The organism is uncultured Mucilaginibacter sp. (assembly GCF_903913935.1).
Taxonomy (GTDB): Bacteria; Bacteroidota; Bacteroidia; order Sphingobacteriales; family Sphingobacteriaceae; genus Mucilaginibacter.
The window spans coordinates 1-22,652 of the sequence record NZ_CAIWNH010000420.1 but is presented as its reverse complement, the minus strand read 5'-3'; the positions used below and the strand labels follow the sequence as shown (position 1 = coordinate 22,652).

Below are 22,652 nucleotides of genomic sequence, written 5' to 3'. Positions count from 1 at the left end.
GAGTAATAAGTACAAATTCCTGATGTTCATATCTTTTATTTATAATTGGTTTCTTAGCTTAAACTGAATTTACGCGTTTTATGTATGGAGGACAAAAAATAAAACTCAGCCCCTAACTATCGTCCTCAAATGGAGCACAATAGTTTCGAGGTATAAAAGTAGAGAATTATCTTTAGATTAATAATGAGGTATCAAAAAGAATTATTGAATGTACTTGTTTACCAACGCAATTAACTCGGCCACATCAAAAGGCTTAGCCAGATAAAAGTTGGCCAGGCCATCTTCGGCAACCTGTTTGATGTTGCTTACCGCCGAAATAATAATGATAGGAATATGACTGGTGGCCGGATTGGTTTTTAATTGTTTGCTCAGTTGCTGCCCTGTTGCGTCACTTTTCCAGTCGGTAAGCCAATTATCCATTAATATGAGGTCAGGGTTGTGCTTATGAAGGTATTTAAGGATTTTACCATCAGCAGAGCTGATCACCTCATACGCCTCTTCTGTCAGAATATAAACGATCAGATCCCTGATATCCTTATCATCGTCAATTACCAGTATTTTTTTGGCCATGCCCTTAAACCCTTATATTATAGACACAACAAATAATAGGGTAGGTTTTGTTTGCGGCACCATGTATTATTTTTTCGCGCCGGTTAATACAGTTTTCTTTGTGTAGAATTTATTGGGAAACAGGGTTATGATAGCAGATCCTGCATCTTGGCTCGTAGCTTTCCATTTCGCCTAACATGATCTTGTTATCATCAGGAACCAGCCTGTAGGAGTACATGGCCGGGTTGCCGCACCGCACACAGACAGCCTGTAATTTTGTTACCGAATCGGCCATGGCCATCATTAGCGGCATGGGCCCAAACGGCTGGCCTTTAAAATCCATATCGAGCCCTGCAACGATCACCCTTACCCCCTTGTTGGCTAAAACGTTACAAACATCGGGGAGTTCTGCATCAAAAAACTGGGCTTCATCAATGCCAACCACATTTACGTCGCTGGCCAGGAGTAATAAAGACGAAGCATTTTCAACGGGTGTTGAAGGAATCGAGTTAGCGTTATGTGATACCAGGGCGTTTTCAAGATAACGGGTATCAGCCTTGGGGCTAAATATTTCGACTTTTAGCCTGGCAATGCGGGCACGGTTTAAACGCCTGATCAATTCTTCCGTCTTGCCCGAAAACATGGAGCCGCATACCACTTCGATACTCCCGCCAAACTCGCTCTTGCGCTTAAAAACATCTTCGTTGAAAACCATTCGTTGTATATTGTGATTTCACCGATTTGGATTTGATTTCACCGATTTACGTATCATTTTAAACCAATCACCAATCTCTTGACTCTAATCTGTATCGACAAATATCAGAATTTAATCTTATTTTTGGATAGCATTTTTCTAACATTGAGGCATGAAGCAAAAGGAAGTATTTAAAAAGATTGGTGGAATTATACAGGAGCTTAGTGATCAATACGAATACCTGAGAACGGTACCCGATGATTTAAACGACCTGGAACTTGAACTTTTTGTTGCGAACGCACATTTCCTGACGGACCATATTGAGGTATTGAGCAAACTAAATTTGCAAAACAAACCCAAACGGACGGTTGAAAAACCTGAGAAGCCTGAGAAACCTGAAAAACCGGAAATTGCTTACGAACAAAAATACTTTGAGCCCATGGTTCAGCAAATGAAACATGGTATGGATAAGGAGGAAGAAAAAATCGGGAAAGAAACTTTAAAAGGAGATGAGCCCGAAGATGTACCTCAGGCAGAAGTGAACGAAAAGCAGATAAAAGAAACGATTAAAACCGTAGAATCCGAAACCACGGTCAGCAAACAACCGGAAAAATACGAGGCTCCGGAGATCGATCTTTCATCTGCGGCACCCGCAGATACGTATTCATTTATAAGAGAAGAACCTGAGACCATAAGGCATGAACTGGTCATGGACGAATCGATGGACCTGGACGAGGATTAAAAGCTGGAAATAGATCATGAGCCGGTAAGGGAAACTAAAAAAAGAAGATTAATATCCCCCCTGACAGCGGAAACCGCCGTGGAAGAAGCAGTCAGTGAAACTATGGACAAAAATCCGTCGGAAATCAAACCGGAAACGGTTAAGGATAGCCAGACTGCCGAAGATGAAGTTTTGACCATTAATCAAAAAATGTCATCGCAGGTAAATGATAAAAGCATAGCACATACGGAACAGCTTGCTATAAAACCAATAAGCGATATTAAACTGGCAATTACCCTGAATGATAAATTGTTGTACGTTAAAGACCTGTTTAACGGTTATAACCTGGCCTACAGCGAAGCCATAGAAATACTTAACCGCTTTAACACGTTTGAAGAAGCCGCAAGGTTTTTAAAAACCAATTATGTTACCAAAAACAACTGGGAAAGTAAGCCGGCGACAACAGAGAAGTTTTATGCGTTGCTAAAAAGACGTTACGCTTAAAAATTACTGAAAGCTTAAATACCAAAGCGAAAAGCTTTTTTGCTTTCAGCTTTATGCTTTTACCGTTCAGCTTAAACGATCCCCATCCGGTTTGAATCAAGTTTTACCAGCACAAAAATAAGCATGGTGAAATTTAGCAGGGATGACCCCCCGTAACTGATCATTGGCAAAGGTATACCAATAACCGGGGCGAGCCCTATCGTTGTGGCGATGTTGATCATAACGTGAAAAAAGATAATCGACGCCACGCCATAACCATAAATTCTTGAAAACGGCGATCGCTGCCTTTCAGCTAAGAAAATAATTCTCAATACTAAAAATAAATACAGACCCAAAACTAACACTGAACCTGCAAAGCCCCACTCCTCGCCTACTGTACAGAAAATAAAATCGGTACTTTGTGCGGGCACAAATGAGTATTTGGTTTGTGTACCATGCAGATATCCTTTTCCCCAAAACTTACCTGAACCAATAGCAATTTTTGATTGGTTTACATTATAACCTTGCCCCCTTGGATCGCTTTTTATCCCCAATACTATATCAATACGAACCTTTTGATGTGGCTGCAAAACGTGATTGTAGATAAATTTAACAGAAAATACAAAGGCTATGCAAATGGCCAGACCCGTTATTATAGTAATAATAAGGCGCCTGTTTTTGCGGAATAAAACAATAATCAGCAGCGCAATTAACGAAATTACAGCAACAACATAAATAGGGGTAAATAATATTGAAGTTAGAAAAAGTATAATAAACAGCCCGCTGATAACCAGGAAATATGGCGAAAGGCCCTCGCGATACAAAACAAAGATAAGCGAATAAAAAACAAGCGTTGAGCCCATATCTGGCTGCAACAAGATAAGAAACATGGGAACCCCAATAATAGCGCCTGCAGTTAAAAATGAGCGCCACTCAGTTATCCTTACATTAGTTGCGCTTAAGTAACGGGCAAGTAACAGGCACGTGGTAAACTTTGCAAACTCCGATGGCTGCAGTTTAAAGCCGCCGCCTAATGATATCCATGCAGCATTGCCGCCAACGCTGCGGCCCACCACCAGTACTAATAAAAGCAATAAAAGTGTTATGCCGTAAAAAGCCGGCGCAAGGGCTGTTATAAACCTGCTTTCGAGCAACAGTATAACAACACCAATTACGAGGGAAATAAGAATGTATAATAATTGTTTACTGTAATCGGTTTTAAAGTCCAATATACCGGGGTGCCGCTCATCAAAAACAGCGGAATGAATATTAAACCAACCGACGGTGCAAAGTGCCAGGTAAATGAATACAGTTACCCAATCCACATTAAAAAAGAAACTGCGCTGGTTATTCATCTTCTTTATGCATTTGCTGTGCGGCTAAAAGCCTGGTTGATGAATCTTTTTTACTTTTGGAGGACGCACTTTTTACCCCTTTAAGCTTGTTATTTACGGAGTCCTGCATCCTTTTTTTAATACTATCGGCTTTTAACGCTTTTCTTCTGTTAAAGGAATTGCTGTGCAGGTAGGTGGCAGAATCAGGTAAACGGGTAGCATTGGCATAATAATCTACTGTTATGCCTGATTCCCGCTGGCTTATGCTTCCCTTTAAATATTTCTCAACAATAAAACTGGCAATCGGGGCCGCCCAGTGCGCACCTTCGCCCGAGTTTTCCACTACCACGGCAATAGCTATCCGGGGATGATCGCGCGGGGCGAAAGCAACAAATACAGAATGTGACTCGCCATGCGGATTTTGCGCCGTTCCTGTTTTACCGCACATAACAATACCCGGTATTTTCGACCTGATGGCTGTTCCCTTGTCAACTACCGCCTGCATTCCATTGATAACCGGTTGAAAATATTGCGAATCTATCCCAACATAATTTCTTAACGTATATTCTTTTTTTATGATGTTTTGTTCACCTATCGCTTTAATTAAATGCGGTTTATAATAATAGCCTTCATTGGCTATGGTGCATTCAAGGTTTGCCAGTTGCAAGGGTGTTGCCAATAGCTCCCCCTGGCCAATTGCAAGGGAGATGATGGTACTGGAGCGCCATCCGCCTTTTTTGTAAACATTATCGTAATGTAGTGGCGTGGGTATATTACCCCTGCTTTCACCCGGCATATCCAAACCAAGTTTCGACCCTAAGCCAAATTTACCAACGTTATTGCGCCAGTTTGCAAATGTAGCGTCGGTTTTCTTCGCCCCGTTCCTGTCCATGATCTTTTGGAAAACCATCGAAAAATAGCCGTTGCACGAAAGCGCAACTGCACTGCTTAAATTCACCAGGCCGTGCGCCTCACCGTTGTTGCAAGGAATTTTCCTGTTACCCGCCTTGTAATAGCCCGGGCAATAATAAGTGGTGCCCGGATCAATAATCCCCTCCTGCAAAGCAATCAGTGCACTTAATGGCTTAAAGGACGACCCCGGCGGGTATTTGGCCTGGATAGGCCTGATGAAAAACGGATCAAACGGATCTTTATAAATTCTGGCCGCATTGTTACCGCGTTCACGGCCAACCATCAGGTTAGGATCATAAGTCGGGCTGCTTACGTAGCAAAGTATTTCGCCGGTTGAAGGTTCAATGGCTACGATACTTCCCAATTTATTTTTCATCAGCTTTTCGCCCAGTTTCTGTATATCAATATCCAGTGACGAAGTTAAACGCTGACCGGCTACCGCTGCGGTATCAAACATACCGTTTGCATAGCGCCCCTTTGGTTTACCGCGCGAATCGACCATTAGGTTTTCAACACCCCGTTGCCCTCTCAAAACTGTTTCGTATGATTTTTCGACACCGGTAATCCCGATATAATCTCCGGAATGGTAGTAGCCTGCAGAACGTTTGATATCTCTGTCCTGTGCCTCGCCGATATAGCCTAAAAATTGCGCAGCAACGGAATCAGGATAAGTGCGTAAATAACGTGGGGTTGAATAAAAGCCAGGGAACTCGGATAGCCGTTCCTGCAGCGACGCAAAAGTGGCTACTGAAATTTGCTTTTCAAACGGTGATGATCGCGTTGGCGAGTATTTCATCGCTTTTTGCCATTGTTTATCAAATTCCGCCCTGTTAATCCCCAATAAATTACAAAATTCAACAGTATCAAATGGCTTAACCAACTTGGGGGTTACCATAATATCGTAAAAAGGAACATTTTGAACAAGGATTTTTCCGTTTCGGTCTAAAATCGGGCCGCGGGCCGGGTTATGGATGATCTCCCTGCGGACGTTATTACTCGCGTAAATAGCATAACGGGGATCGATAACCTGGATATAAAACAGCCTTGCTAAAAGGATGATAATAATGGTTAAAAAAATCCCGGTAATTACATACCTCCGCTCAAAAAAACTAATCATTTCCGCTCTTTCTTTCTGAAAAATATTAAACCTGTAATTAAAATCAAAAATACGGTAAATAGCGAACTGAGTAAAAAGCGGACTACAATATATGGCAATCCGGAAAAGCTGAATGATTCAAAAAGAAAAAGGAAAAAATGGTGTACCAGGGTTAACGTAATTACATAAGTAGAAAACCACCTAAGCCCCTTATTGCTGAGTGTTGGTTCCGGTTCATTGTCAAAACCATCCTTCTGAACGGTAACGCTGATAAAAAATATACGCACTAAAGCAAGTATTACACATGCTGACGCATGCAGACCCGGGGTATCATAAAAAGCATCAATGGTAAGCCCGGTAATAAACGCCAATACAAATAACAGCACATTGGGTATTTCAAACGGGAGCAACAGGATAAACAAAATATAAAGGAACGGCGTAGATAAATTATACAGGGTCATGTTCTTCAAAAGAAAAACCTGTATAAAAACTAAAACAAAAAACCTTAACAGGTTAATAAAAATGCTTTTACTCATCCTTTTTTTGCTGGGCCTCCAGGGCCTCCTGTTCTTTTGAAAACTTATTATCCACTACATTAACGTACTCCAGTTTACTAAAATCAACTGAAAGGGTTATTTCCATGTTTAATGAATACCCCCCGCCTTTTGTACGAAGGCTGCTTATTTTACCAATCGGAACGCCTTTAGGAAAAAGTGAATAACCCGATGTTACTACCCATTCTCCAACTTTGGGCCGGGCATTGTTTGATACGTCCTTGAGGATACCTTTATGCGGGTCCATATCATCACTCCACTCAACATGGCCTATTTCTTTGTTATCGGCCAGCATGGCACTAAATTGCGAATCCTTGTGCAACAACGATTGAACAAGAGAAAAATGGTCAGACACAAATACTACCTTTCCTACAATTCCTTTGTTACAGATAACCCCCATCCCCTTTGCGATGCCTTGCTTGCTGCCCTTGTTGATAGTAAGGTAATTATTGTTGTGGTTAACTGAATTATTGATCACCCTGGCTACGATGTAATCATATTGCTGTTTATAAACCGTATCGGTAACCTTATGCTTTGTAACGGTGTCAGCATAAACCGAAGACTTCAATGTGTTACGCAAATGAGCATTTTCCCGTGCAAGGCTGTCATTAACTTCTTTCAGGGAAAGATAGCCGTAAAACTCATCGGCTTTAGCATAAAGCCCCCCGGTAACTTTGTTTGCCGAGTTGATAAATTCTGCCCGCTGAAAGGAATTGTTTTTTACGTAGATGATGAGGGATGTAACCTCGAAAATGAGGAACAAAAAAAATGCGTTGTACTTACTGATAAATATCCAGAGGTTACGCATGTTTAGAGATTAGTTAATTAGAGGTTAGTTAAAAATCAAACGTATTAATTAGGGATTAGAGATTAGGTTTATTATCTGCTTGTTTTCTTAAAAAGTTGATATACCCGTCTATCATTTTCATACACTCCTCACAATCGTTTTTAAAAGAATTAAATACTTTTTCTTCGATAATCTTGTTATCCGTGGCAATACACAGATGGTCGATTGTTTCAGCGGCCGATCCGCGGGCATTTAACATGAATTTAGCTTCATCGGCATAATGAAATCTGCCATGGCCCTCTGCTATATTATTTCCCTTTGATCGCGAGGATCGGATGATTTGGTCGCCCAACCGATATTTCTCTTCCGCCGGGAAACATTTAACCAAATCAGTTATGTTATAACGTAAAATCCTCGCTTTTTTCCAAACTTCGAGATCAGTAAAAGAGTTCATTATTTATTAATATAACCTATAATCGGCTAGTTCAAAATATAAATATGCAGCCTGATCTCCGCCAAAAGACTAATCTCTAATCTCCAATTAACTAATCTCTACCCTACTGCATTAAAAATTTAAAGTTACCGATGTTTTTAAGTGCTGTTCCGGTACCACGCACTACTGCACGCAGCGGATCTTCGGCCACGTGAACCGGCAATTTTGTTTTTGCGGCTATACGTTTGTCGAGGCCGCGCAATAAAGCGCCACCGCCGGTTAAATAGATACCGGTTTGGTAAATATCCGCTGATAATTCAGGCGGTGTAATTTCAAGCGCCTTTAAAATTGCCTCTTCAATTTTCGAGATAGATTTATCCAGGCAATGTGCAATTTCAGAATAGGACAGCATGATCTGTTTCGGTACGCCTGTCATCAAGTCGCGGCCCTGCACAGCAAAGTCGGCTGGTGGATCTGCCAGTTCAGGCAAAGCCGCACCCACTTCAATTTTTACTTTTTCGGCTGTACGGTCGCCGATCATAATATTATGCTGGCGACGGATATATTGTATAATGTCTGAGTCGAAATTATCCCCTGCAACACGTATCGACTGGTCGCAAACAATACCTGAAAGGGCAATTACAGCGATCTCGGTGGTACCACCACCAATATCAATGATCATGTTACCCATAGGCTCTTCCACATCAATACCAATACCTACGGCGGCTGCCATCGGTTCGTGGATCAGGTAAACCTCTTTAGCGCCGGCTATTTCGGCAGAGTCGCGCACAGCGCGCTTTTCAACTTCGGTAATACCTGACGGGATACAGATCACCATACGTAAAGAAGGGAAAAACCATCCTTTGCCCTGGTTGATCATTTTGATCATCCCGCGGATCATATGTTCAGCAGCATTAAAGTCGGCGATCACGCCATCTTTCAGCGGGCGAACAGTACGGATATTATCGTGCGTTTTCCCTTCCATCTGCATGGCCTGCCTGCCGATAGCAATTACTTTATTGGTTGTTCTGTCGAACGCTACTATCGAAGGTTCATCAACAACAACTTTATCATTGTGTATTATGAGGGTATTTGCGGTACCTAAATCAATTGCGATTTCCTGCGTAAAAAAATTAAATAGACCCATTTGGTTTTAAAATTTATAGTAACACGAATTTCACGAATGTAAGCTAATTAAAACGAATTAAACGGCGCAAGTTCATGGTTATAACATCATATTTTCTTGCCGAACGATAAATATTCTTTTTGAAAGCCTGCTCTTTTTTAAATCCTGGTTTTATGCCTGTAAATTACTTATATTATTCGTGTTAGTGTGAATTTATTCGTGTAATTCGTGTATAATTCTATTCGTGTAATTCGTTCCTATTCGTGTTTATTCGTGTCCATCTTAGTGTTTAAAATGGCGTATCCCGGTGGTTACCATCGAGATGTTTTTTTCATTGCACATTTCAACAGAAAGTTTATCATTTATTGATCCTCCCGGTTGTAAAACAGCTGTAATGCCGGCCTCTGCCGCCAACTCAACGCAATCAGGAAAAGGAAAGAAGGCATCTGATGCCATCACCGCCCCGTTCAGGTCGAAACCAAAACTATGCGCTTTAATTACCGCTTGTTTTAATGAATCAACCCTGGATGTTTGCCCTACGCCGCTTGACATTAACTGGTTATTTTTTGCAAAAACAATGGTATTTGATTTGGTATGTTTTACCACTTTATTTGCAAAAAACAGGTCCTTCATTTCATGTTCGGTAGGTTTCCTGTTGGTTACTGCTGTCATTAGTTCCGGCCCTTCTATCGTTGCGTCCTTGTCCTGCTCAATTACACCGTTCAGCAATGTTTTAAATTGTTTGGCGGGCAACAGCACCTGCTGGCGGACCAGTATAATACGGTTCTTTTTCTCTTTTAGTATAGCCACCGCTTCATCAGTAAATGCCGGGGCTATTAAAACCTCGTAAAATATTTTACTGATCTCGGTCGCGGTTTCCGCATCGATCTCATCATTGGCAATAATTACACCGCCGAAAGCCGATACCGGGTCGCAGGCCAGGGCATCAATCCAGGCTTCTTTAATAAAATTCCTCGAAGCGATCCCGCACGCGTTGGTGTGTTTTAATATAGCGATGGTTGGCTCCGCAAACTCGTCGATCAACGCGACTGCTGCGTCAACATCTACCAGGTTATTGTAGGATAGTTCCTTACCGTGCAATTTGGTGAACATGGCATCCAGGTCGCCGTAAAAAACACCTTTCTGGTGCGGATTTTCGCCGTAGCGCAACACCTGGCTGGTTTGAATGCTTTCCTTAAATACCGGCAACTGCTCTTCCTGGTTAAAATACTGGAAGATGGCGGTATCGTAGTGCGATGAAATATTAAAAGCTTTATTGGCAAAAGCCCGGCGCTGGTCGATAGTTGTGGCGCCATGCTGTGCTTTAAGGATATTTTCCAGTTCAGAATAGTCTTGTTTTGACGCAACGATCACCACATCTTTAAAATTTTTGGCCGCCGCGCGGATCAGTGAAATGCCACCGATATCAATTTTTTCGATGATCTCGTCTTCTTCGGCATTTGATTTTACGGTTTCTTCAAAAGGATATAGATCAACAATAACCAGGTCGATCTCAGGGATTTCGTATTGTGCTAATTGCTGTTCGTCGCCTTCGAAACTTCTGCGGGCCAAAATACCGCCAAATACCTTAGGGTGCAGGGTTTTAACACGGCCACCTAGAATAGATGGGTATGAAGTAAGGTCCTCAACAGCGATCACATCGACGCCTAAATTGCGGATAAAAGTTTCGGTTCCACCAGTGGAATATATGTTAACCCCAAGGCGGTTTAACTCATGAATTATAGGCTCTAAATTATCTTTGTAATAAACTGATATTAAAGCGTTTTTTATTTGAACAGATTGGCTCATCTACAGCTGAATTTTGAGCCGCAAAGGTAAGGATTTGTGTTCAGAGATTGGAGGTTAACCGGTAGTTTTTTTTTGATGTGCGAACGATATACAAATTAGCATAATTTTTACTAACTTCGGGTATGACAACATTGATCATTAAATCAAATTCCGACAAGAAAACACTGCTATTAATGCAATTGGCAGAAGAATTGGGCTTACCGGTGAGGACTGGTGAATTTGAAGAGTTGGATGTTAATGCGATGGTTAAAGGAATCGGAAGAAAAGCAACGGATGAGGAACTATTTGATTATTTATCCAAAGACCAGAATGTTGAACCGTTAAACATTGAGGAAGCATTTTCCAAATATTCATCCAAAAAACCGTAAAGTTGATTGTTAAAATTACGCCTAAAGCATTAAGTGTAATTGATGCAATTGCCGACTTTGTGGAATCCCAAAATACCGAAGGCAGCGGGGCACGATTCGCTCTAAAATTTAAAACTTCAATTGAAAAACTTGCACGCCCCAATGTGCAATATTCATTGTGTGACCATCCAGTTTTGGCTGCCTATAAATATTCATGTAGGCACTTTAACGATTGGGTTATCGCATTCAGGATAACAGAAAATGAATTAATCGTTTATGAGATTATTCATGGTTCGTTATTATTTTGATAAAAGGGTAAAGCTTAGCGCGTTTACTTAATAATATTGGAAGGGAAAGGAAAATATTAACCTAAACTTGCGTCAAATTCAATCTTTCTTCGGCTGCACAATCACATACACATCCTCGTTGTCCTTTTTCATCAGGTATTTTTCGCGGGCAAATTTCTCCAGCTCTTTGGGGTTTGAGTCGAGTTCGTTCAAATCTCTGTATACCTTGGCGGTTTCTTTTTGGTAAAAATCCCGCTCCTGTTTCAGTTTGCTTACCTGCTGGTAATACTGGTATTGCGAGAACAGGTCGTTCTTGTCAAAAAATATCATGAATACCACAAATGCCAGGGCAACCAGGAAATATTTATTCCGAAAAAGGTTAAACAAGCGTATCATGGCAGCAAATTTAAAATATTATTTAAAACTATCTAAAAATGATGGGCTGTGCAAGCGGGGTTATTAACTTTTCCACATGGGTTAGGTTGATTAAGTTGATTGAGTGAGTAGTTGATTAAGCGAATGGTTGATTAAGTTGATCAAGTGAGTGGTTGATTAGGTTAACAACTATTGTATAAACCTAATCAACTATTCACCAATCTCTAATCACTAACCCCTACCTCCTCCTGTCACGACTCCCGCTCCGGGCGCCGCTCAGGCCGCTTGCGCCGCCCCTGTTGGCATTGCCAAAACCACGACCGCGTTTAGGGCCGCCGGAATTATGGCCGCCACCGCCTGAACCTTTTTTTGCGCCGCCGGCTGCTTTTGCAACAATGCTTTGCGGGCTCATCGGGTATGGGTGTGCTTCCTCAACAGGGATCTGCTTGCCGATCAGTTTATGGATATCCTGTAAAAATTCAATTTCTTCCTCATCACAAAACGAAAGCGCTATGCCGTTTAACCCGGCGCGGCCAGTACGGCCAATCCGGTGTACATAAGTTTCGGGGATATTTGGCAGTTCGTAGTTGATAACGTGTGTTAGCTCGTCAATATCAATACCACGGGCCGCTATATCAGTGGCAATTAAAACACGGGTGGTACGGTTCTTAAAGTTACTTAACGCCCTTTGACGTGCATTTTGCGATTTATTGCCGTGTATGGCCTCCGCAGTGATGCCAACGCGTACCAAATCTTTTACTACCTTATCGGCGCCGTGTTTGGTACGGGTAAACACCAGGGCGTTTTTAATGGCCTTATCTTTTAAAACATGAAGCAACAGGGATTTTTTATCCGATTTCTCCACATAAAACAAAGCTTGCTGTATGGTATCCGCTGTGGATGATACCGGGGTAACTTCTACCTTCTCGGGTTTGGTTAATATGGTATTGGCCAGCTGCTGGATCTCATTTGGCATAGTCGCCGAGAAAAACAGGGTTTGCCTTTTAGCAGGCACTTTGGCGATGATCTTTTTTACATCATGTACAAAGCCCATATCCAGCATCCGGTCGGCTTCATCCAGCACCAGCATCCTGATATGATCTAAATGCACAAAGCGCTGGTTCATAAGGTCCAGCAGGCGGCCTGGTGTAGCTACCAATATATCAACACCTCTTCTTAAAGCGTCAGTTTGCGGATTTTGCGAAACGCCGCCAAATATCACCATGTGTTTTAATCCGGTATGTTTACCATATGCTGCAAAGCTCTCATCAATCTGGATGGCCAGCTCACGGGTTGGGGTAAGTATAAGGGCTTTAATAGTTTTTTGTTCCTTATGCTGCAACCTGTCCTGGTATAGTAACTGCAGGATAGGAATAGCAAAGGCGGCAGTTTTGCCGGTACCTGTTTGGGCGCAGCCCAGCAGGTCGCGGTTTTGCAATATAATGGGGATAGCTTGTTCCTGTATAGGGGTTGGGGTGGTATATCCCTCTGTTTTCAGAGCACGTAAAATCGGCTCAATTAATTTTAAATCTTCGAATGACATGTAATTATTGTAAATGTTTGCTAACGCGAAGCATAAGCGGGGATCTGAAGTATTTTTCGGTGATCAACCTTAAGCGAAACGGTAATTATTGGCAAAGATACGTTTTTTATTTGGAAGCAAGTTTTTTGAGGTGAAAGGTAAAAGGGGAAAGCTGAAAGCGGGTGGGTTTAATTTGTAAATACGGTATATTTATTGGATTATGGTATGTAATAAAGTATTAAAAACTTCCCTGTTATTTGTAGCTATTTTACTTATTTGTGAAAGCTTTGTCCAAGCGCCTTCAATTATCGAAAAGGTCAGACAAGCTAATCGTATTGAAATTCATTTTCTCAGGGGCAAGCAGCCTTGTGTTTATAAAAGCAGCAAGAAAATCGATTTAACTTATCTTAAAGATTTAATTATAAAAGCCAAAAGTAAGCATGATCTACAATGTGATACAACGGGTATAATACTTTATTTTAGGAATAAAGTTGAATTGGCAAAAGTTTATTTCTCTTCAAGGGGAACCGGTAGTAAATATAAATACATAGATGCTGTGGTTTTTAACTCCAATAATAAAAATATTCTTTCACAGCTTAATTATGGAACAGGAATGCTTTTAGATGACGTATTTTATAATTTACAGAAAAGGAAATAATTTTAAAAGATTTGAGGCGGTCTCAAAAGTCTCGCCAAGTAAAAGTAACCAATTATATTTTGAACCTTTAAGTCCTTGTGACCATAGTGTACTTCCTTCGTGTGCTTAGTGGTAAAAAATAAACCAGTAGGGGCACAAAGAACTCACTAAGAACACTATGGCCAAAACTTATTTCGTTTGCTTTTCAGTTCATCGACTTTTGATACAGCCTCAAATCTAATTCTCGCCTGGAGAATCAGTCTTTAATTCTTCCTCTTCCGGCTTCTTCTTAAACCAGGCATGCAACAGAATCATAAAGGTACCCGCCATGATCGACATATCTGCCACATTAAAAACGCCTGTTTCAAATATGCCAAAATCGATGTGCATAAAATCGGTAACGGAGCCGTGCACGACACGGTCGTAAATATTACCGATACCGCCGCCAACAATAAAGATGATACCAACCAGGGTTAACCGGTTCAAATCGGCTTTGGCGAAGATATAATAGAGGCCGAACAACACAGCCAATAATGGCAATACATTGAGTAATATGGTTTTCATAGGACCGGAAAGCGAATCGCCCAGGCTTAAAAACGCCCCGGTATTTTCTGCCCTTCTGATCCTGATATGCTGGTGCAGGTAGGTATACTCGCTGTATTCATCCAGATTATGCCGAATAAAGCTTTTTGACAGCTGATCGCAGCCGATGTTTAAAGCGAGAACGAGGAGTATAAGTAAAGTTCGTATTAATCTGGATGATTTCATTTTCTGTCTGAACCAGGATTTCACCGATTATTTAGATTTAAAGGATGCAAATATAGAGCACAGATTTTACTGATTTTTTTAATTTCCCCGATTTTTAAAAAAAAGCAAGAAGCCGACCTTATAGCCGGCTTCCATTAATTCGTGAAATTCGATTTAATTCGTGAATATTCGTGCTTAAATCAATTCGTGCAATAAATTATTAGCGATTCTTAAAGTATTTAAAGTTTTTGCCGATAAACTTCGCGCTGTCGCCCAATTCTTCTTCTATACGCAATAACTGGTTGTATTTCGCGATCCTGTCAGACCGTGAAGCTGAACCTGTTTTTATCTGGCCGCAATTTAAGGCAACCGCTAAATCAGCAATGGTTGAATCTTCTGTCTCGCCTGAACGGTGGCTCATTACCGAAGTGTAGCCATTGGTTTGCGCCAAACTAACCGCGTTAATGGTTTCGGTTAAGGTACCTATCTGGTTTACTTTTACAAGGATTGAGTTCGCTGTGTCTTCATCGATACCTCTTTGTAAACGTTTTACATTAGTAACAAACAAATCATCACCAACTAACTGAACTTTGCTGCCAATTTTGTCTGTCAATAATTTCCAGCCTTCCCAGTCATCTTCTGCCATACCATCTTCGATTGAAATAACCGGATACTTTGCAGCCAATTGAGCCAGGTAATCAGCTTGTTCAGCGCTGGTGCGGATAGCACCCTTTTCGCCTTCAAACTTGGTATAATCGTATTTTCCGTTTACGTAAAATTCAGATGCTGCGCAATCAAATGCCAGGCAAACATCCACACCTGGTTTGTAACCTGCTTTTTCAATCGCTTTTAAAATGGTTTCAACACCATCTTCTGTGCTGTCAAAAGTTGGCGCAAAACCACCTTCATCACCCACTGCAGTTGAAAGGCCCCTGTCATGCAGGATCTTTTTCAGGTTATGGAATACTTCAGTTCCCCAACGCAACGCTTCTGAAAAAGAAGGCGCGCCAACAGGCATGATCATAAATTCCTGGAACGCGATAGGCGCATCAGAGTGTGAACCACCATTAACGATATTCATCATCGGGATGGGTAAAGTATTTGCATTAACACCGCCGACATAACGGTATAAAGGCTGGCGACTTTCCTGGGCGGCAGCTTTAGCAACCGCTAAAGAAACGCCTAAAATAGCATTAGCACCTAATTTCCCTTTGTTTTCGGTACCATCAAGCTCGATCATCAGTTCATCGATAGCGTTTTGTTCAAACACATCAAGGCCCTGTAATTCTTTGGCAATTATATCATTAACGTTAGCAACGGCTTTAAGTACGCCCTTGCCCATATATTTGGTTTTATCATTGTCACGAAGCTCCACAGCCTCGTGTACTCCGGTTGAAGCACCAGAAGGAACAGCAGCGCGGCCAAGTGCGCCATTTTCGGTTAAAACATCTACTTCAATAGTAGGGTTGCCGCGCGAATCAAGGATCTGGCGGGCATGTACGTCAATAATTAAGCTCATTGGGATTGGTATTTGTCAATTTAAATATCCTTAGTGTAATTAGTACACTATATCATATAGCTTTCAAATATACAACTTCCGCTAAATATGTGTAAAGATTTCACAGATTGTTTTGCGATTTCACGGATTATTAACATTAAATTAACCTGATACATTCAAATTTCAGCGGGATTACATATCCCAAAGCCTAAAATTAAACCGATCTAAAATAAATCCGAAACGGCGAAGCCTTCTTGAACACCATTAAAAATAAACATCTATTAAAAATCGACATTCCGAAATCCGCTTATTCCCATTTAAAGGTCTTCACCGCAACAGCGTAAACAATGATAAACCAGATCCCGATGATCAATAGGTCGTGCGTTACATCTCCAAGACCTGCGCCTTCAAAAGCCACATCTCGCATCGCTTTATTCAAATAGGTTAAGGGCAAAATATTGCTCAGCCATTGCAGCCAGTTTGGAAAAGCTGTAGTGGCAAAAAAGGTACCTGACAGTAAGAACTGGGGCATCGTAATAATATTGGAGAGCGGCGGAACGGCGCTTTCATTTTTGGCAATGCCGGAAATAATAAACCCGAAGCCCATAAAAACGATCAGGCCTAAAGCTGACAGGATCAGCATGTTGATTACCGTGGTGACGCCATGTATCAGCGTAAAACCGAAAAAGTAGTGCCCTACCAGGATGATAAACAGTGCCCCGATCCACGAAAAAACCAAACGGGCCAATGCTTCACCTAAAACAATACTGTATTTTTTTACCGGCGTAGCAAAAAAACGTTTGATCACCAGGGTTAAACGCAGGCTAAGGAACACAAAAGCTGTCCCGAACACGCCGCTGCTTAATAACGAGAAACCGAGCATGCCCGGCAATAAGAAATCGATGTATTTATATTCACGGCCATGAATGGTTGCTTCCTTTATTTCGGCTACCGGCTGCGGCGTTTTACCACCCTCGCTATTAATTTCGTAAAACACACTATTGAGCAGTGATTTAAATATCGCATCTTTTTGCTGGGAAGCACTGGTATATTGGACATTCAACGTATACGCCGGCTGGCGGTTATTCTTTTGAATATTAATCACCGCATCCATATCCCTTCCTTTAGAAAGGTTGGAAGCCATATCCTTTTCAGACTGGTTGGTAATTAAGTTGACCACTTTGGCATTTTTCAATACCTGGTAAACCGGGTTGAGCGTATCACAGCTTTTGGACACGCCAACATCTACCTTCACGGCGCTGCCGCCAATATTGGCAAAAACAACTATAAATATTAAAGGGAAAGCCAAACTAAAAACCACCGCCGAGGGGCTGCGGATAATGGAACGGAAACTGGCTTTGGCGATTGCAAGTGTAGCTTTTGTATTGTTATATTTTGTCATTGGTCAATTGTCATTAGTCATTGGTCATTGGTCATTAGTTAAGTGCGGCTAACTGCTACTGCAAACTGCCCACTGCAAACTCCCCCCTATCCCTCTCTCCACTCCTTACCGGTAAGGTCAATAAACACATCCTCTAAATTGGCCAGTTTTACTTGTTTTTTACGCTCGAAACCGGATGCTACCAATTTGTCGATAAAATGATTGGGAGTATCGATGCCCACTATGCGTCCACCATCAACAAAGGCTACACGGTCGCAAAGTTCTTCTGCTTCGTCCATGTAATGGGTAGTGATCACAACTGTTGTTCCGCTGTCGCGGATCTCGCGGATCAGATCCCAAAGGTTACGGCGTGCCTGCGGGTCGAGGCCGGTAGTAGGCTCGTCCAGGAAAATAATTTTAGGATTATTGATGAGTGTAGTCGCAATGGAAAAGCGTTGCTTTTGGCCGCCGGACAGTTCTTTATATTTTGATTTTGCTTTATCAACCAGCGCTACTTTTTCAAGCATCTCGTTGGCAGTTTTATCAATACCATATAAACCGCAGAAAAGCGCGATCAGTTCAGATAGATTTAAATTGGGATAATAGCCAGCGGATTGTAACTGAACGCCGATGCGTTGTTTGATCTTATCAGCATCATGATCTATAGAAAGTCCGTCAACCGTCACATCGCCTGAAGTTTTGTCACGCAGGGTTTCAATGATCTCGAGCGTGGTGGTCTTGCCTGCACCATTGGGGCCTAGCAGGCCAAAGATCTCGCCGTCATACACTTCAAAACTAATTCCTTTTACGGCTTCAAAATCGCCGTAATTTTTCACCAGGTTTTTTACCGTAATAATGGGTTGTTTTGCCATGCTGCAAAAATCGTTTTCTAATTTGGAATTTCTGTTATCTTTTTGTCGAAAGATATAAAAATTTAGGTCGAGGTTAACCCATCCGGCTTCAACCGGATGGGTTGGGTGCGTTTTATTTTATCAAATGCCCCAGGGTATGTATCAGCGCCTGTGCCTGAGCGGCCAGATGAATGGCATAGTGAATAATTTGAACAGCGAGTAAAGTTTTCATGATAACAAGTGATTTATAGCTCAAAGTTGCTATCAGCGCAGAAATTCGGTTAGTTAATTTAGGCGAAGGAAGCCAAATATCCGGTAAACAGGGTAAAAATGCCGATGAAATATTCTGCCGGAATCGGTGAAAATAATTTAATGTTTATATTTATCATGTTTATATTTCAGGAACTGCTATCTTAAATCAAACGCAATGATGAAAACGTTATTTACCTGCCTGTTGCTTGCTATCATCTTCTCTTCTTGTCAAACAAAAGTTAAGATAAACGCACCGGAGCCCTATCAGGTGCCCGAAGACAGCGCCATTACCAAAGCCGTATATGATGCTTATGCGGCGATAAGTTTTAAAAAGGGCGAAAGCCCCCGGTTCGGCGAAATTAAAAACTACTTTATCCCGCAGGCGCAACTAATTAATTTCAGGGGCGATACCGCGCAAATAACCGGCATTGATCGATTTACTGACCTTTACAAACAGTTTATTACGGGCAACCACATTAGTTTATTTTACGAAGAGGAGCTTTTTGGCCGTACCGAACAATTTGGCCGCATAGCCCAGCGTATCAGTACTTATAAAACTTATTTAAACCGGATGGACACCGTTGAGGAACGAGGCGTGAACAGTTTCCAGCTGATAAAAACAAAAACCGGGTGGAAAGTATCGAGTATTATATGGGATGTAGAAAAACCGTCTTTGAAGGTGCCGGGGTATTATTTGAAAAAGTAGTTTAAACTTACGAAGTTTTATCTTTCCTATAATGTTTAGTACCCCACCCGATACCAGTTATCCGCAAATTTTTTTATCGTACGGTCATTATCTTTAGCAATTCATTTGTCTAAGTTTTTTATTTCTTGTATATCATTGGTATACAAAAAAGAAGAATAATGATCAAGAAATCCTCTATCAATATAAAACTCAACATCAACAGCCCCGTTTGGACTTTTGGTGTAAGAAACTTCACCACCATCGGAAAGCCGAAAAAAATTTTGGTCAATAATGTTACCGGCCTTTACCGGCCCACCTTTTACCTGCTCAACTATTTTTTCTCTCTCTCCGAGTCTGAAATAAAAGTCTATAAGCTCCATCCCACTACCTACACTTGTATAAAATCCAACGATAACAGCAATTATCAGGCCCGTGATGTGATAGCCGCTATTGGTGGATCGGTGTTTAATTAAATTGAAAAATAAAATTATTGATAGCACCAAACCAGTTACCGCAAACGGCAGCAAAAAAACAAGTTTGACGAAACCACTGGAAAAATAATAAAAATAAGGGCCTTGGAACAAAACCATGGCCAGCAATATAGTAGTGATTATTGTTTTAGTCTTTCTACTCAATGTCGTTTGATATTTACACTCGAAACTGTTTCATTATCCCAACAAAATCATCAAACAAATACCTGCTACTTTAAATTAGCTATCAGCCTCTTTAATTCTTTGTCCATAACTATTTCAGTTTCTGATTTATCATAAATTGAAATTAAATTTACGGTGGTGACCGAACCATCGGTTTCTAAATTAGCGATTAGCTCAGTTTCGAGATACGATATAACCCTGGCCCCGCCACTTTTTCCCTTACTTTTGCTGGTTATTTTCAGACGGATTTTGTAAGTGTTGTTACCAAGTGAGGTTCCAAGCGTCGGGTTTAAGTGTAATTCCTTTTCAAGATTGGCTAAATCCGTTTTCAGAGAAACATATCTCTTGAATAACGGTTTTGCCTCTTTTTTGAAATTTGAGGTAATGTTAACTATTATCTTCACTCAAAAAGGACGATAAAGTTTGCAGGCTTTTACCATTTGTACGGCTTTCTTTTACTTCCAAAAGCCCTTGTTGGATACCGGTTAAAATAGCCAGTTTTTTATTTAATTTCTTATATTTCTCGTTTAGATTTTCCCATGTTTTAACAGGCACTAAAACACCTGTTTTACGCCCGTTATCATCAATTATATATTTTAATGCAGATGACATCTTTTTTATTTAATCAAATATACAAGAATGCTGCGTTATTTTTTACTTCATCAACTCAATAAAATCATCAAACAAATACCTGCTATCATGCGGGCCGGGAGATGATTCAGGGTGATATTGTACCGAAAATGCTTTTTTTCCTTTTACCCTGATGCCTTCTATCGACTGGTCGTTGAGGTTAACGTGGGTGATCTCTACCTTGTCAGACACCCTTACCGCCTCCGGCACTACACCAAAACCATGGTTTTGCGAAGTTACTTCGCAATGGTTGATGATGACATTTTTTACCGGGTGGTTTAAACCGCGGTGCCCGTTAAACATCTTTTTGGTGGGGATATCATTCGCCAAAGCCAGCAACTGGTGGCCAAGGCAAATGCCGAACATTGGTTTTTCAGCTTTCAAAATGGCTTTCACTGTTTCAACTGCATATGGCATAGCAGATGGATCGCCGGGGCCGTTGGATATAAAATACCCGTTTGGTGCAAAATCCTTTTCCATGTCTTCGAAAGAGGTTTTTGCCGGGAATACTTTCGCATAAATATCCCTGTCGTCAAAATTACGCAGGATGTTTTTCTTAACGCCAAGGTCGAGTACCGCAACACGGTAGGTAGCGCTTTGATCCCCGAAGGTATAAGTTTCGGTTGTTGAAACCTTTGATGAAAGCTCAAGGCCGTCCATGGAAGGCACTTCGGCAAGCTTGCTTTTTAATTCTTCAATATCCAATATCTCTGAAGAGATAATGGCGTTCATCGCTCCTTTATCACGGATATGGCGCACCAGCTGCCTGGTGTCGATATCCGAAATACCAACAATATTTTCTTCCTGGAAATAGTCCTGGATCGATTCATCGGCCTGTTTACGGCTGTAGGCGATGTTATAATTTTTACAAACCAAGCCCGCGATTTGGATCCTTCCGGATTCAACTTCAGCATTAGCGATGCCGTAATTTCCGATATGGGCGTTGGTGGTAACCATGATCTGACCGAAATACGAAGGATCGGTAAAAATTTCCTGGTAGCCTGTCATGCCTGTATTAAAACAGATCTCGCCGGTGGTAGTGCCCATCTTGCCGGCTGATTTTCCATAAAATACAGTTCCGTCAGCCAGTAATAATACTGCCGGTAATTTGGTTAAATATGTCATTGATAAAATAAAATGAATGGTAAAAATGCCGGTTTGCCTGGTGCGGCGCCCCATAAAAACAGGCTGAAAATTTGAAGTGAGAATCTCCCATGTTCAAGGGGCAAAGCTAATGATTTGACACGAATTACACGAATAAAAATCAAATTTTCATAAATCTTGTCGCACCATCGCTACTCATTGGTTAAATACGCCTGATTCGAAACAATTCGTGTAATTCGAATAAATTAGTGAAATTCGTGCCATTAAATTATTATCCCATGTCGGTAAATAAAGAGGTTAAAAGAATTACCACCCACATTTTACAGGAAATGAAGGCCCGCGGCGAAAAGATCAGCATGCTTACCGCCTATGATTATTCTATGGCAGCTATCGTTGACGAAGCCGGAACGGACATTATCCTGGTAGGCGATTCCGCCTCAAATGTAATGGCCGGGCATGAAACCACCTTGCCCATAACGCTCGACCAGATGATCTACCATGCTTCATCGGTCGTTCGCGCTGCAAAACGGGCGTTGGTAACGGTGGATCTGCCTTTTGGTTCGTACCAGGGAAATTCCAAAGAGGCGTTAAATTCTGCCATCCGCATCATGAAGGAAGCCGGCGCGCATAGTGTTAAAATTGAGGGCGGGGTTGAAATTGGCGAATCCGTTAGCCGGATACTTACGGCAGGTATACCCGTTATGGGCCATTTGGGGCTTACCCCCCAGTCTATTTATAAATTCGGCACGTATACCGTGCGGGCAAAACAGGAGTCGGAAGCGCAAAAATTAAGAGAAGATGCTTTAAAACTACAGGAACTGGGTTGCTTTGCCATCGTACTTGAAAAAATACCGGCAGCTTTGGCCAAACAGGTGAGTGAAAGTTTAAGCATCCCCACAATAGGAATAGGCGCCGGACGTTATTGCGACGGACAAGTTTTGGTGATCCACGACATGCTGGGCATTAATAAAGAGTTTAAACCAAGGTTTTTACGCCAGTATGCCGACCTATATGATATAATGAACGGCGCAATTAAGAATTATATCGGCGATGTGAAATCGAAGAGTTTTCCTAACGAGAAGGAGCAATACTAATAGTTCGTGGTTCATAGTTAATGGTTCATAGCCATTAATTCTATGGACTATGAACCAACATGTATGAACTAAAAATGGCGCGACCTGAATT

General features: G+C 41.4%; 26 protein-coding genes. 7 read left to right on the top strand and 19 right to left on the bottom strand.

The window, feature by feature from the left end:
- Window positions 1-201: 201 nt before the first annotated feature.
- Together QZY09_RS17060 and QZY09_RS17055 are read right to left on the bottom strand one after the other, a co-directional pair.
- On the bottom strand, window positions 202-570 hold the full coding sequence (locus tag QZY09_RS17060) for a response regulator (protein ID WP_295674305.1): 369 nt from the start codon (window positions 568-570) through the stop codon (window positions 202-204).
- A gap of 109 nt (window positions 571-679) precedes the next feature.
- Window positions 680-1,264, bottom strand: a complete 585-nt coding sequence (locus tag QZY09_RS17055; RefSeq protein ID WP_295674303.1) for a thymidine kinase — start codon at window positions 1,262-1,264, stop codon at window positions 680-682.
- Window positions 1,265-1,415: 151 nt separating this feature from the next.
- Here QZY09_RS17055 and QZY09_RS17050 point away from each other — a divergent pair, with 151 nt between their 5' ends.
- Both QZY09_RS17050 and QZY09_RS17045 read left to right on the top strand, forming a co-directional pair.
- The gene (locus tag QZY09_RS17050; RefSeq protein ID WP_295674301.1) at window positions 1,416-1,985 is read left to right on the top strand and encodes a hypothetical protein; all 570 of its coding nucleotides are present in this window, start codon (window positions 1,416-1,418) and stop codon (window positions 1,983-1,985) included.
- Window positions 1,986-2,063: 78 nt separating this feature from the next.
- A complete protein-coding gene (locus QZY09_RS17045; protein ID WP_295674299.1) occupies window positions 2,064-2,468 on the top strand; it encodes a hypothetical protein in 405 nt (134 codons plus the stop codon).
- Between the two features lie 71 nt (window positions 2,469-2,539).
- Here the strand turns inward: QZY09_RS17045 and rodA are convergent, their stop codons facing one another.
- From rodA to purH, 7 genes are all read right to left on the bottom strand, one after another.
- Complete coding sequence (gene rodA / locus QZY09_RS17040) at window positions 2,540-3,802, bottom strand: rod shape-determining protein RodA (RefSeq protein ID WP_295674298.1); 1,263 nt, start codon at window positions 3,800-3,802, stop codon at window positions 2,540-2,542.
- Window positions 3,795-5,810: a penicillin-binding protein 2 gene (mrdA, locus tag QZY09_RS17035; RefSeq protein WP_295674296.1), complete on the bottom strand. Its 2,016-nt coding sequence runs from the start codon at window positions 5,808-5,810 to the stop codon at window positions 3,795-3,797. The genes rodA and mrdA overlap by 8 nt, the downstream gene beginning before the upstream one ends.
- Window positions 5,807-6,325, bottom strand: a complete 519-nt coding sequence (mreD, locus tag QZY09_RS17030; RefSeq protein WP_295674294.1) for a rod shape-determining protein MreD — start codon at window positions 6,323-6,325, stop codon at window positions 5,807-5,809. The genes mrdA and mreD overlap by 4 nt, the downstream gene beginning before the upstream one ends.
- Window positions 6,318-7,151, bottom strand: coding sequence for a rod shape-determining protein MreC (mreC, locus tag QZY09_RS17025; protein ID WP_295674292.1), 834 nt, complete (start codon window positions 7,149-7,151; stop codon window positions 6,318-6,320). Before mreC ends, mreD begins: the two co-directional genes overlap by 8 nt.
- Before the next feature lie 55 nt (window positions 7,152-7,206).
- Window positions 7,207-7,584: a four helix bundle protein gene (locus QZY09_RS17020; protein ID WP_295674291.1), complete on the bottom strand. Its 378-nt coding sequence runs from the start codon at window positions 7,582-7,584 to the stop codon at window positions 7,207-7,209.
- 103 nt (window positions 7,585-7,687) lie between these two features.
- Window positions 7,688-8,710, bottom strand: coding sequence for a rod shape-determining protein (locus QZY09_RS17015; protein ID WP_295674288.1), 1,023 nt, complete (start codon window positions 8,708-8,710; stop codon window positions 7,688-7,690).
- A 261-nt stretch (window positions 8,711-8,971) separates the two neighbouring features.
- Window positions 8,972-10,498, bottom strand: a complete 1,527-nt coding sequence (gene purH, locus QZY09_RS17010; protein WP_295674286.1) for a bifunctional phosphoribosylaminoimidazolecarboxamide formyltransferase/IMP cyclohydrolase — start codon at window positions 10,496-10,498, stop codon at window positions 8,972-8,974.
- A 122-nt stretch (window positions 10,499-10,620) separates the two neighbouring features.
- On the opposite strand from purH, the gene QZY09_RS17005 reads away from it, so the two are divergent.
- Both QZY09_RS17005 and QZY09_RS17000 read left to right on the top strand, forming a co-directional pair.
- Window positions 10,621-10,866, top strand: a complete 246-nt coding sequence (locus QZY09_RS17005; protein WP_295674284.1) for a hypothetical protein — start codon at window positions 10,621-10,623, stop codon at window positions 10,864-10,866.
- 2 nt (window positions 10,867-10,868) lie between these two features.
- The gene (locus tag QZY09_RS17000; RefSeq protein WP_295674282.1) at window positions 10,869-11,153 is read left to right on the top strand and encodes a type II toxin-antitoxin system RelE/ParE family toxin; all 285 of its coding nucleotides are present in this window, start codon (window positions 10,869-10,871) and stop codon (window positions 11,151-11,153) included.
- A 78-nt stretch (window positions 11,154-11,231) separates the two neighbouring features.
- On the opposite strand, the gene QZY09_RS16995 is transcribed toward QZY09_RS17000, so the two are convergent.
- A complete protein-coding gene (locus tag QZY09_RS16995; RefSeq protein WP_295674280.1) occupies window positions 11,232-11,528 on the bottom strand; it encodes a septum formation initiator family protein in 297 nt (98 codons plus the stop codon).
- A gap of 217 nt (window positions 11,529-11,745) precedes the next feature.
- The gene (locus tag QZY09_RS16990; RefSeq protein ID WP_295674278.1) at window positions 11,746-13,050 is read right to left on the bottom strand and encodes a DEAD/DEAH box helicase; all 1,305 of its coding nucleotides are present in this window, start codon (window positions 13,048-13,050) and stop codon (window positions 11,746-11,748) included.
- Window positions 13,051-13,249: 199 nt separating this feature from the next.
- On the opposite strand from QZY09_RS16990, the gene QZY09_RS16985 reads away from it, so the two are divergent.
- Entirely contained in the window at window positions 13,250-13,687 is a 438-nt protein-coding gene (locus tag QZY09_RS16985) for a hypothetical protein (protein ID WP_295674277.1), read from the top strand.
- A 216-nt stretch (window positions 13,688-13,903) separates the two neighbouring features.
- On the opposite strand, the gene lspA is transcribed toward QZY09_RS16985, so the two are convergent.
- The 4 genes from lspA to QZY09_RS16965 form a co-directional block, all read right to left on the bottom strand.
- Entirely contained in the window at window positions 13,904-14,434 is a 531-nt protein-coding gene (gene lspA, locus QZY09_RS16980) for a signal peptidase II (RefSeq protein ID WP_295674275.1), read from the bottom strand.
- A gap of 199 nt (window positions 14,435-14,633) precedes the next feature.
- Complete coding sequence (gene eno / locus QZY09_RS16975) at window positions 14,634-15,932, bottom strand: phosphopyruvate hydratase (protein ID WP_295674273.1); 1,299 nt, start codon at window positions 15,930-15,932, stop codon at window positions 14,634-14,636.
- Between the two features lie 286 nt (window positions 15,933-16,218).
- Window positions 16,219-17,313, bottom strand: a complete 1,095-nt coding sequence (locus tag QZY09_RS16970; RefSeq protein ID WP_295674271.1) for an ABC transporter permease — start codon at window positions 17,311-17,313, stop codon at window positions 16,219-16,221.
- An 86-nt stretch (window positions 17,314-17,399) separates the two neighbouring features.
- Window positions 17,400-18,164, bottom strand: a complete 765-nt coding sequence (locus tag QZY09_RS16965; protein ID WP_295674269.1) for an ABC transporter ATP-binding protein — start codon at window positions 18,162-18,164, stop codon at window positions 17,400-17,402.
- Between the two features lie 406 nt (window positions 18,165-18,570).
- Here QZY09_RS16965 and QZY09_RS16960 point away from each other — a divergent pair, with 406 nt between their 5' ends.
- Entirely contained in the window at window positions 18,571-19,101 is a 531-nt protein-coding gene (locus tag QZY09_RS16960; protein WP_295674267.1) for a hypothetical protein, read from the top strand.
- A 101-nt stretch (window positions 19,102-19,202) separates the two neighbouring features.
- Here QZY09_RS16960 and QZY09_RS16955 read toward each other — a convergent pair whose 3' ends face one another.
- The 4 genes from QZY09_RS16955 to carA all read right to left on the bottom strand — a co-directional run bounded on the left by QZY09_RS16955 (window position 19,203) and on the right by carA (window position 21,488).
- Entirely contained in the window at window positions 19,203-19,715 is a 513-nt protein-coding gene (locus QZY09_RS16955) for a hypothetical protein (RefSeq protein ID WP_295674265.1), read from the bottom strand.
- Window positions 19,716-19,780: 65 nt separating this feature from the next.
- On the bottom strand, window positions 19,781-20,137 hold the full coding sequence (locus tag QZY09_RS16950) for a hypothetical protein (protein ID WP_295674264.1): 357 nt from the start codon (window positions 20,135-20,137) through the stop codon (window positions 19,781-19,783).
- A complete protein-coding gene (locus QZY09_RS16945) occupies window positions 20,121-20,345 on the bottom strand; it encodes a hypothetical protein (RefSeq protein WP_295674262.1) in 225 nt (74 codons plus the stop codon). Before QZY09_RS16945 ends, QZY09_RS16950 begins: the two co-directional genes overlap by 17 nt.
- 42 nt (window positions 20,346-20,387) lie before the next feature.
- Complete coding sequence (carA, locus tag QZY09_RS16940; RefSeq protein ID WP_295674261.1) at window positions 20,388-21,488, bottom strand: glutamine-hydrolyzing carbamoyl-phosphate synthase small subunit; 1,101 nt, start codon at window positions 21,486-21,488, stop codon at window positions 20,388-20,390.
- Between the two features lie 257 nt (window positions 21,489-21,745).
- Between carA and panB the strand changes: the two genes are divergently transcribed.
- Window positions 21,746-22,561, top strand: a complete 816-nt coding sequence (gene panB, locus QZY09_RS16935; RefSeq protein WP_295674260.1) for a 3-methyl-2-oxobutanoate hydroxymethyltransferase — start codon at window positions 21,746-21,748, stop codon at window positions 22,559-22,561.
- Window positions 22,562-22,652 lie beyond the last annotated feature (91 nt).

Excerpts from the sequence above, each read along its gene's own strand:
- QZY09_RS16960 (WP_295674267.1), top strand. The coding sequence starts at position 18,571 with ATGATGAAAACGTTATTTACCTGCCTGTTGCTTGCTATCATCTTCTCT.
- mreC (WP_295674292.1), bottom strand. The coding sequence starts at position 7,151 with ATGCGTAACCTCTGGATATTTATCAGTAAGTACAACGCATTTTTTTTG.
- QZY09_RS16990 (WP_295674278.1), bottom strand. The coding sequence starts at position 13,050 with ATGTCATTCGAAGATTTAAAATTAATTGAGCCGATTTTACGTGCTCTG.
- QZY09_RS16985 (WP_295674277.1), top strand. The coding sequence starts at position 13,250 with ATGGTATGTAATAAAGTATTAAAAACTTCCCTGTTATTTGTAGCTATT.
- eno (WP_295674273.1), bottom strand. The coding sequence starts at position 15,932 with ATGAGCTTAATTATTGACGTACATGCCCGCCAGATCCTTGATTCGCGC.
- QZY09_RS16970 (WP_295674271.1), bottom strand. The coding sequence starts at position 17,313 with ATGACAAAATATAACAATACAAAAGCTACACTTGCAATCGCCAAAGCC.
- QZY09_RS17015 (WP_295674288.1), bottom strand. The coding sequence starts at position 8,710 with ATGGGTCTATTTAATTTTTTTACGCAGGAAATCGCAATTGATTTAGGT.
- rodA (WP_295674298.1), bottom strand. The coding sequence starts at position 3,802 with ATGAATAACCAGCGCAGTTTCTTTTTTAATGTGGATTGGGTAACTGTA.
- lspA (WP_295674275.1), bottom strand. The coding sequence starts at position 14,434 with ATGAAATCATCCAGATTAATACGAACTTTACTTATACTCCTCGTTCTC.
- mrdA (WP_295674296.1), bottom strand. The coding sequence starts at position 5,810 with ATGATTAGTTTTTTTGAGCGGAGGTATGTAATTACCGGGATTTTTTTA.
- QZY09_RS17050 (WP_295674301.1), top strand. The coding sequence starts at position 1,416 with ATGAAGCAAAAGGAAGTATTTAAAAAGATTGGTGGAATTATACAGGAG.
- QZY09_RS16945 (WP_295674262.1), bottom strand. The coding sequence starts at position 20,345 with ATGTCATCTGCATTAAAATATATAATTGATGATAACGGGCGTAAAACA.
- QZY09_RS16995 (WP_295674280.1), bottom strand. The coding sequence starts at position 11,528 with ATGATACGCTTGTTTAACCTTTTTCGGAATAAATATTTCCTGGTTGCC.
- purH (WP_295674286.1), bottom strand. The coding sequence starts at position 10,498 with ATGAGCCAATCTGTTCAAATAAAAAACGCTTTAATATCAGTTTATTAC.
- QZY09_RS17060 (WP_295674305.1), bottom strand. The coding sequence starts at position 570 with ATGGCCAAAAAAATACTGGTAATTGACGATGATAAGGATATCAGGGAT.
- mreD (WP_295674294.1), bottom strand. The coding sequence starts at position 6,325 with ATGAGTAAAAGCATTTTTATTAACCTGTTAAGGTTTTTTGTTTTAGTT.
- carA (WP_295674261.1), bottom strand. The coding sequence starts at position 21,488 with ATGACATATTTAACCAAATTACCGGCAGTATTATTACTGGCTGACGGA.
- QZY09_RS17055 (WP_295674303.1), bottom strand. The coding sequence starts at position 1,264 with ATGGTTTTCAACGAAGATGTTTTTAAGCGCAAGAGCGAGTTTGGCGGG.
- panB (WP_295674260.1), top strand. The coding sequence starts at position 21,746 with ATGTCGGTAAATAAAGAGGTTAAAAGAATTACCACCCACATTTTACAG.
- QZY09_RS17005 (WP_295674284.1), top strand. The coding sequence starts at position 10,621 with ATGACAACATTGATCATTAAATCAAATTCCGACAAGAAAACACTGCTA.
- QZY09_RS17020 (WP_295674291.1), bottom strand. The coding sequence starts at position 7,584 with ATGAACTCTTTTACTGATCTCGAAGTTTGGAAAAAAGCGAGGATTTTA.
- QZY09_RS16965 (WP_295674269.1), bottom strand. The coding sequence starts at position 18,164 with ATGGCAAAACAACCCATTATTACGGTAAAAAACCTGGTGAAAAATTAC.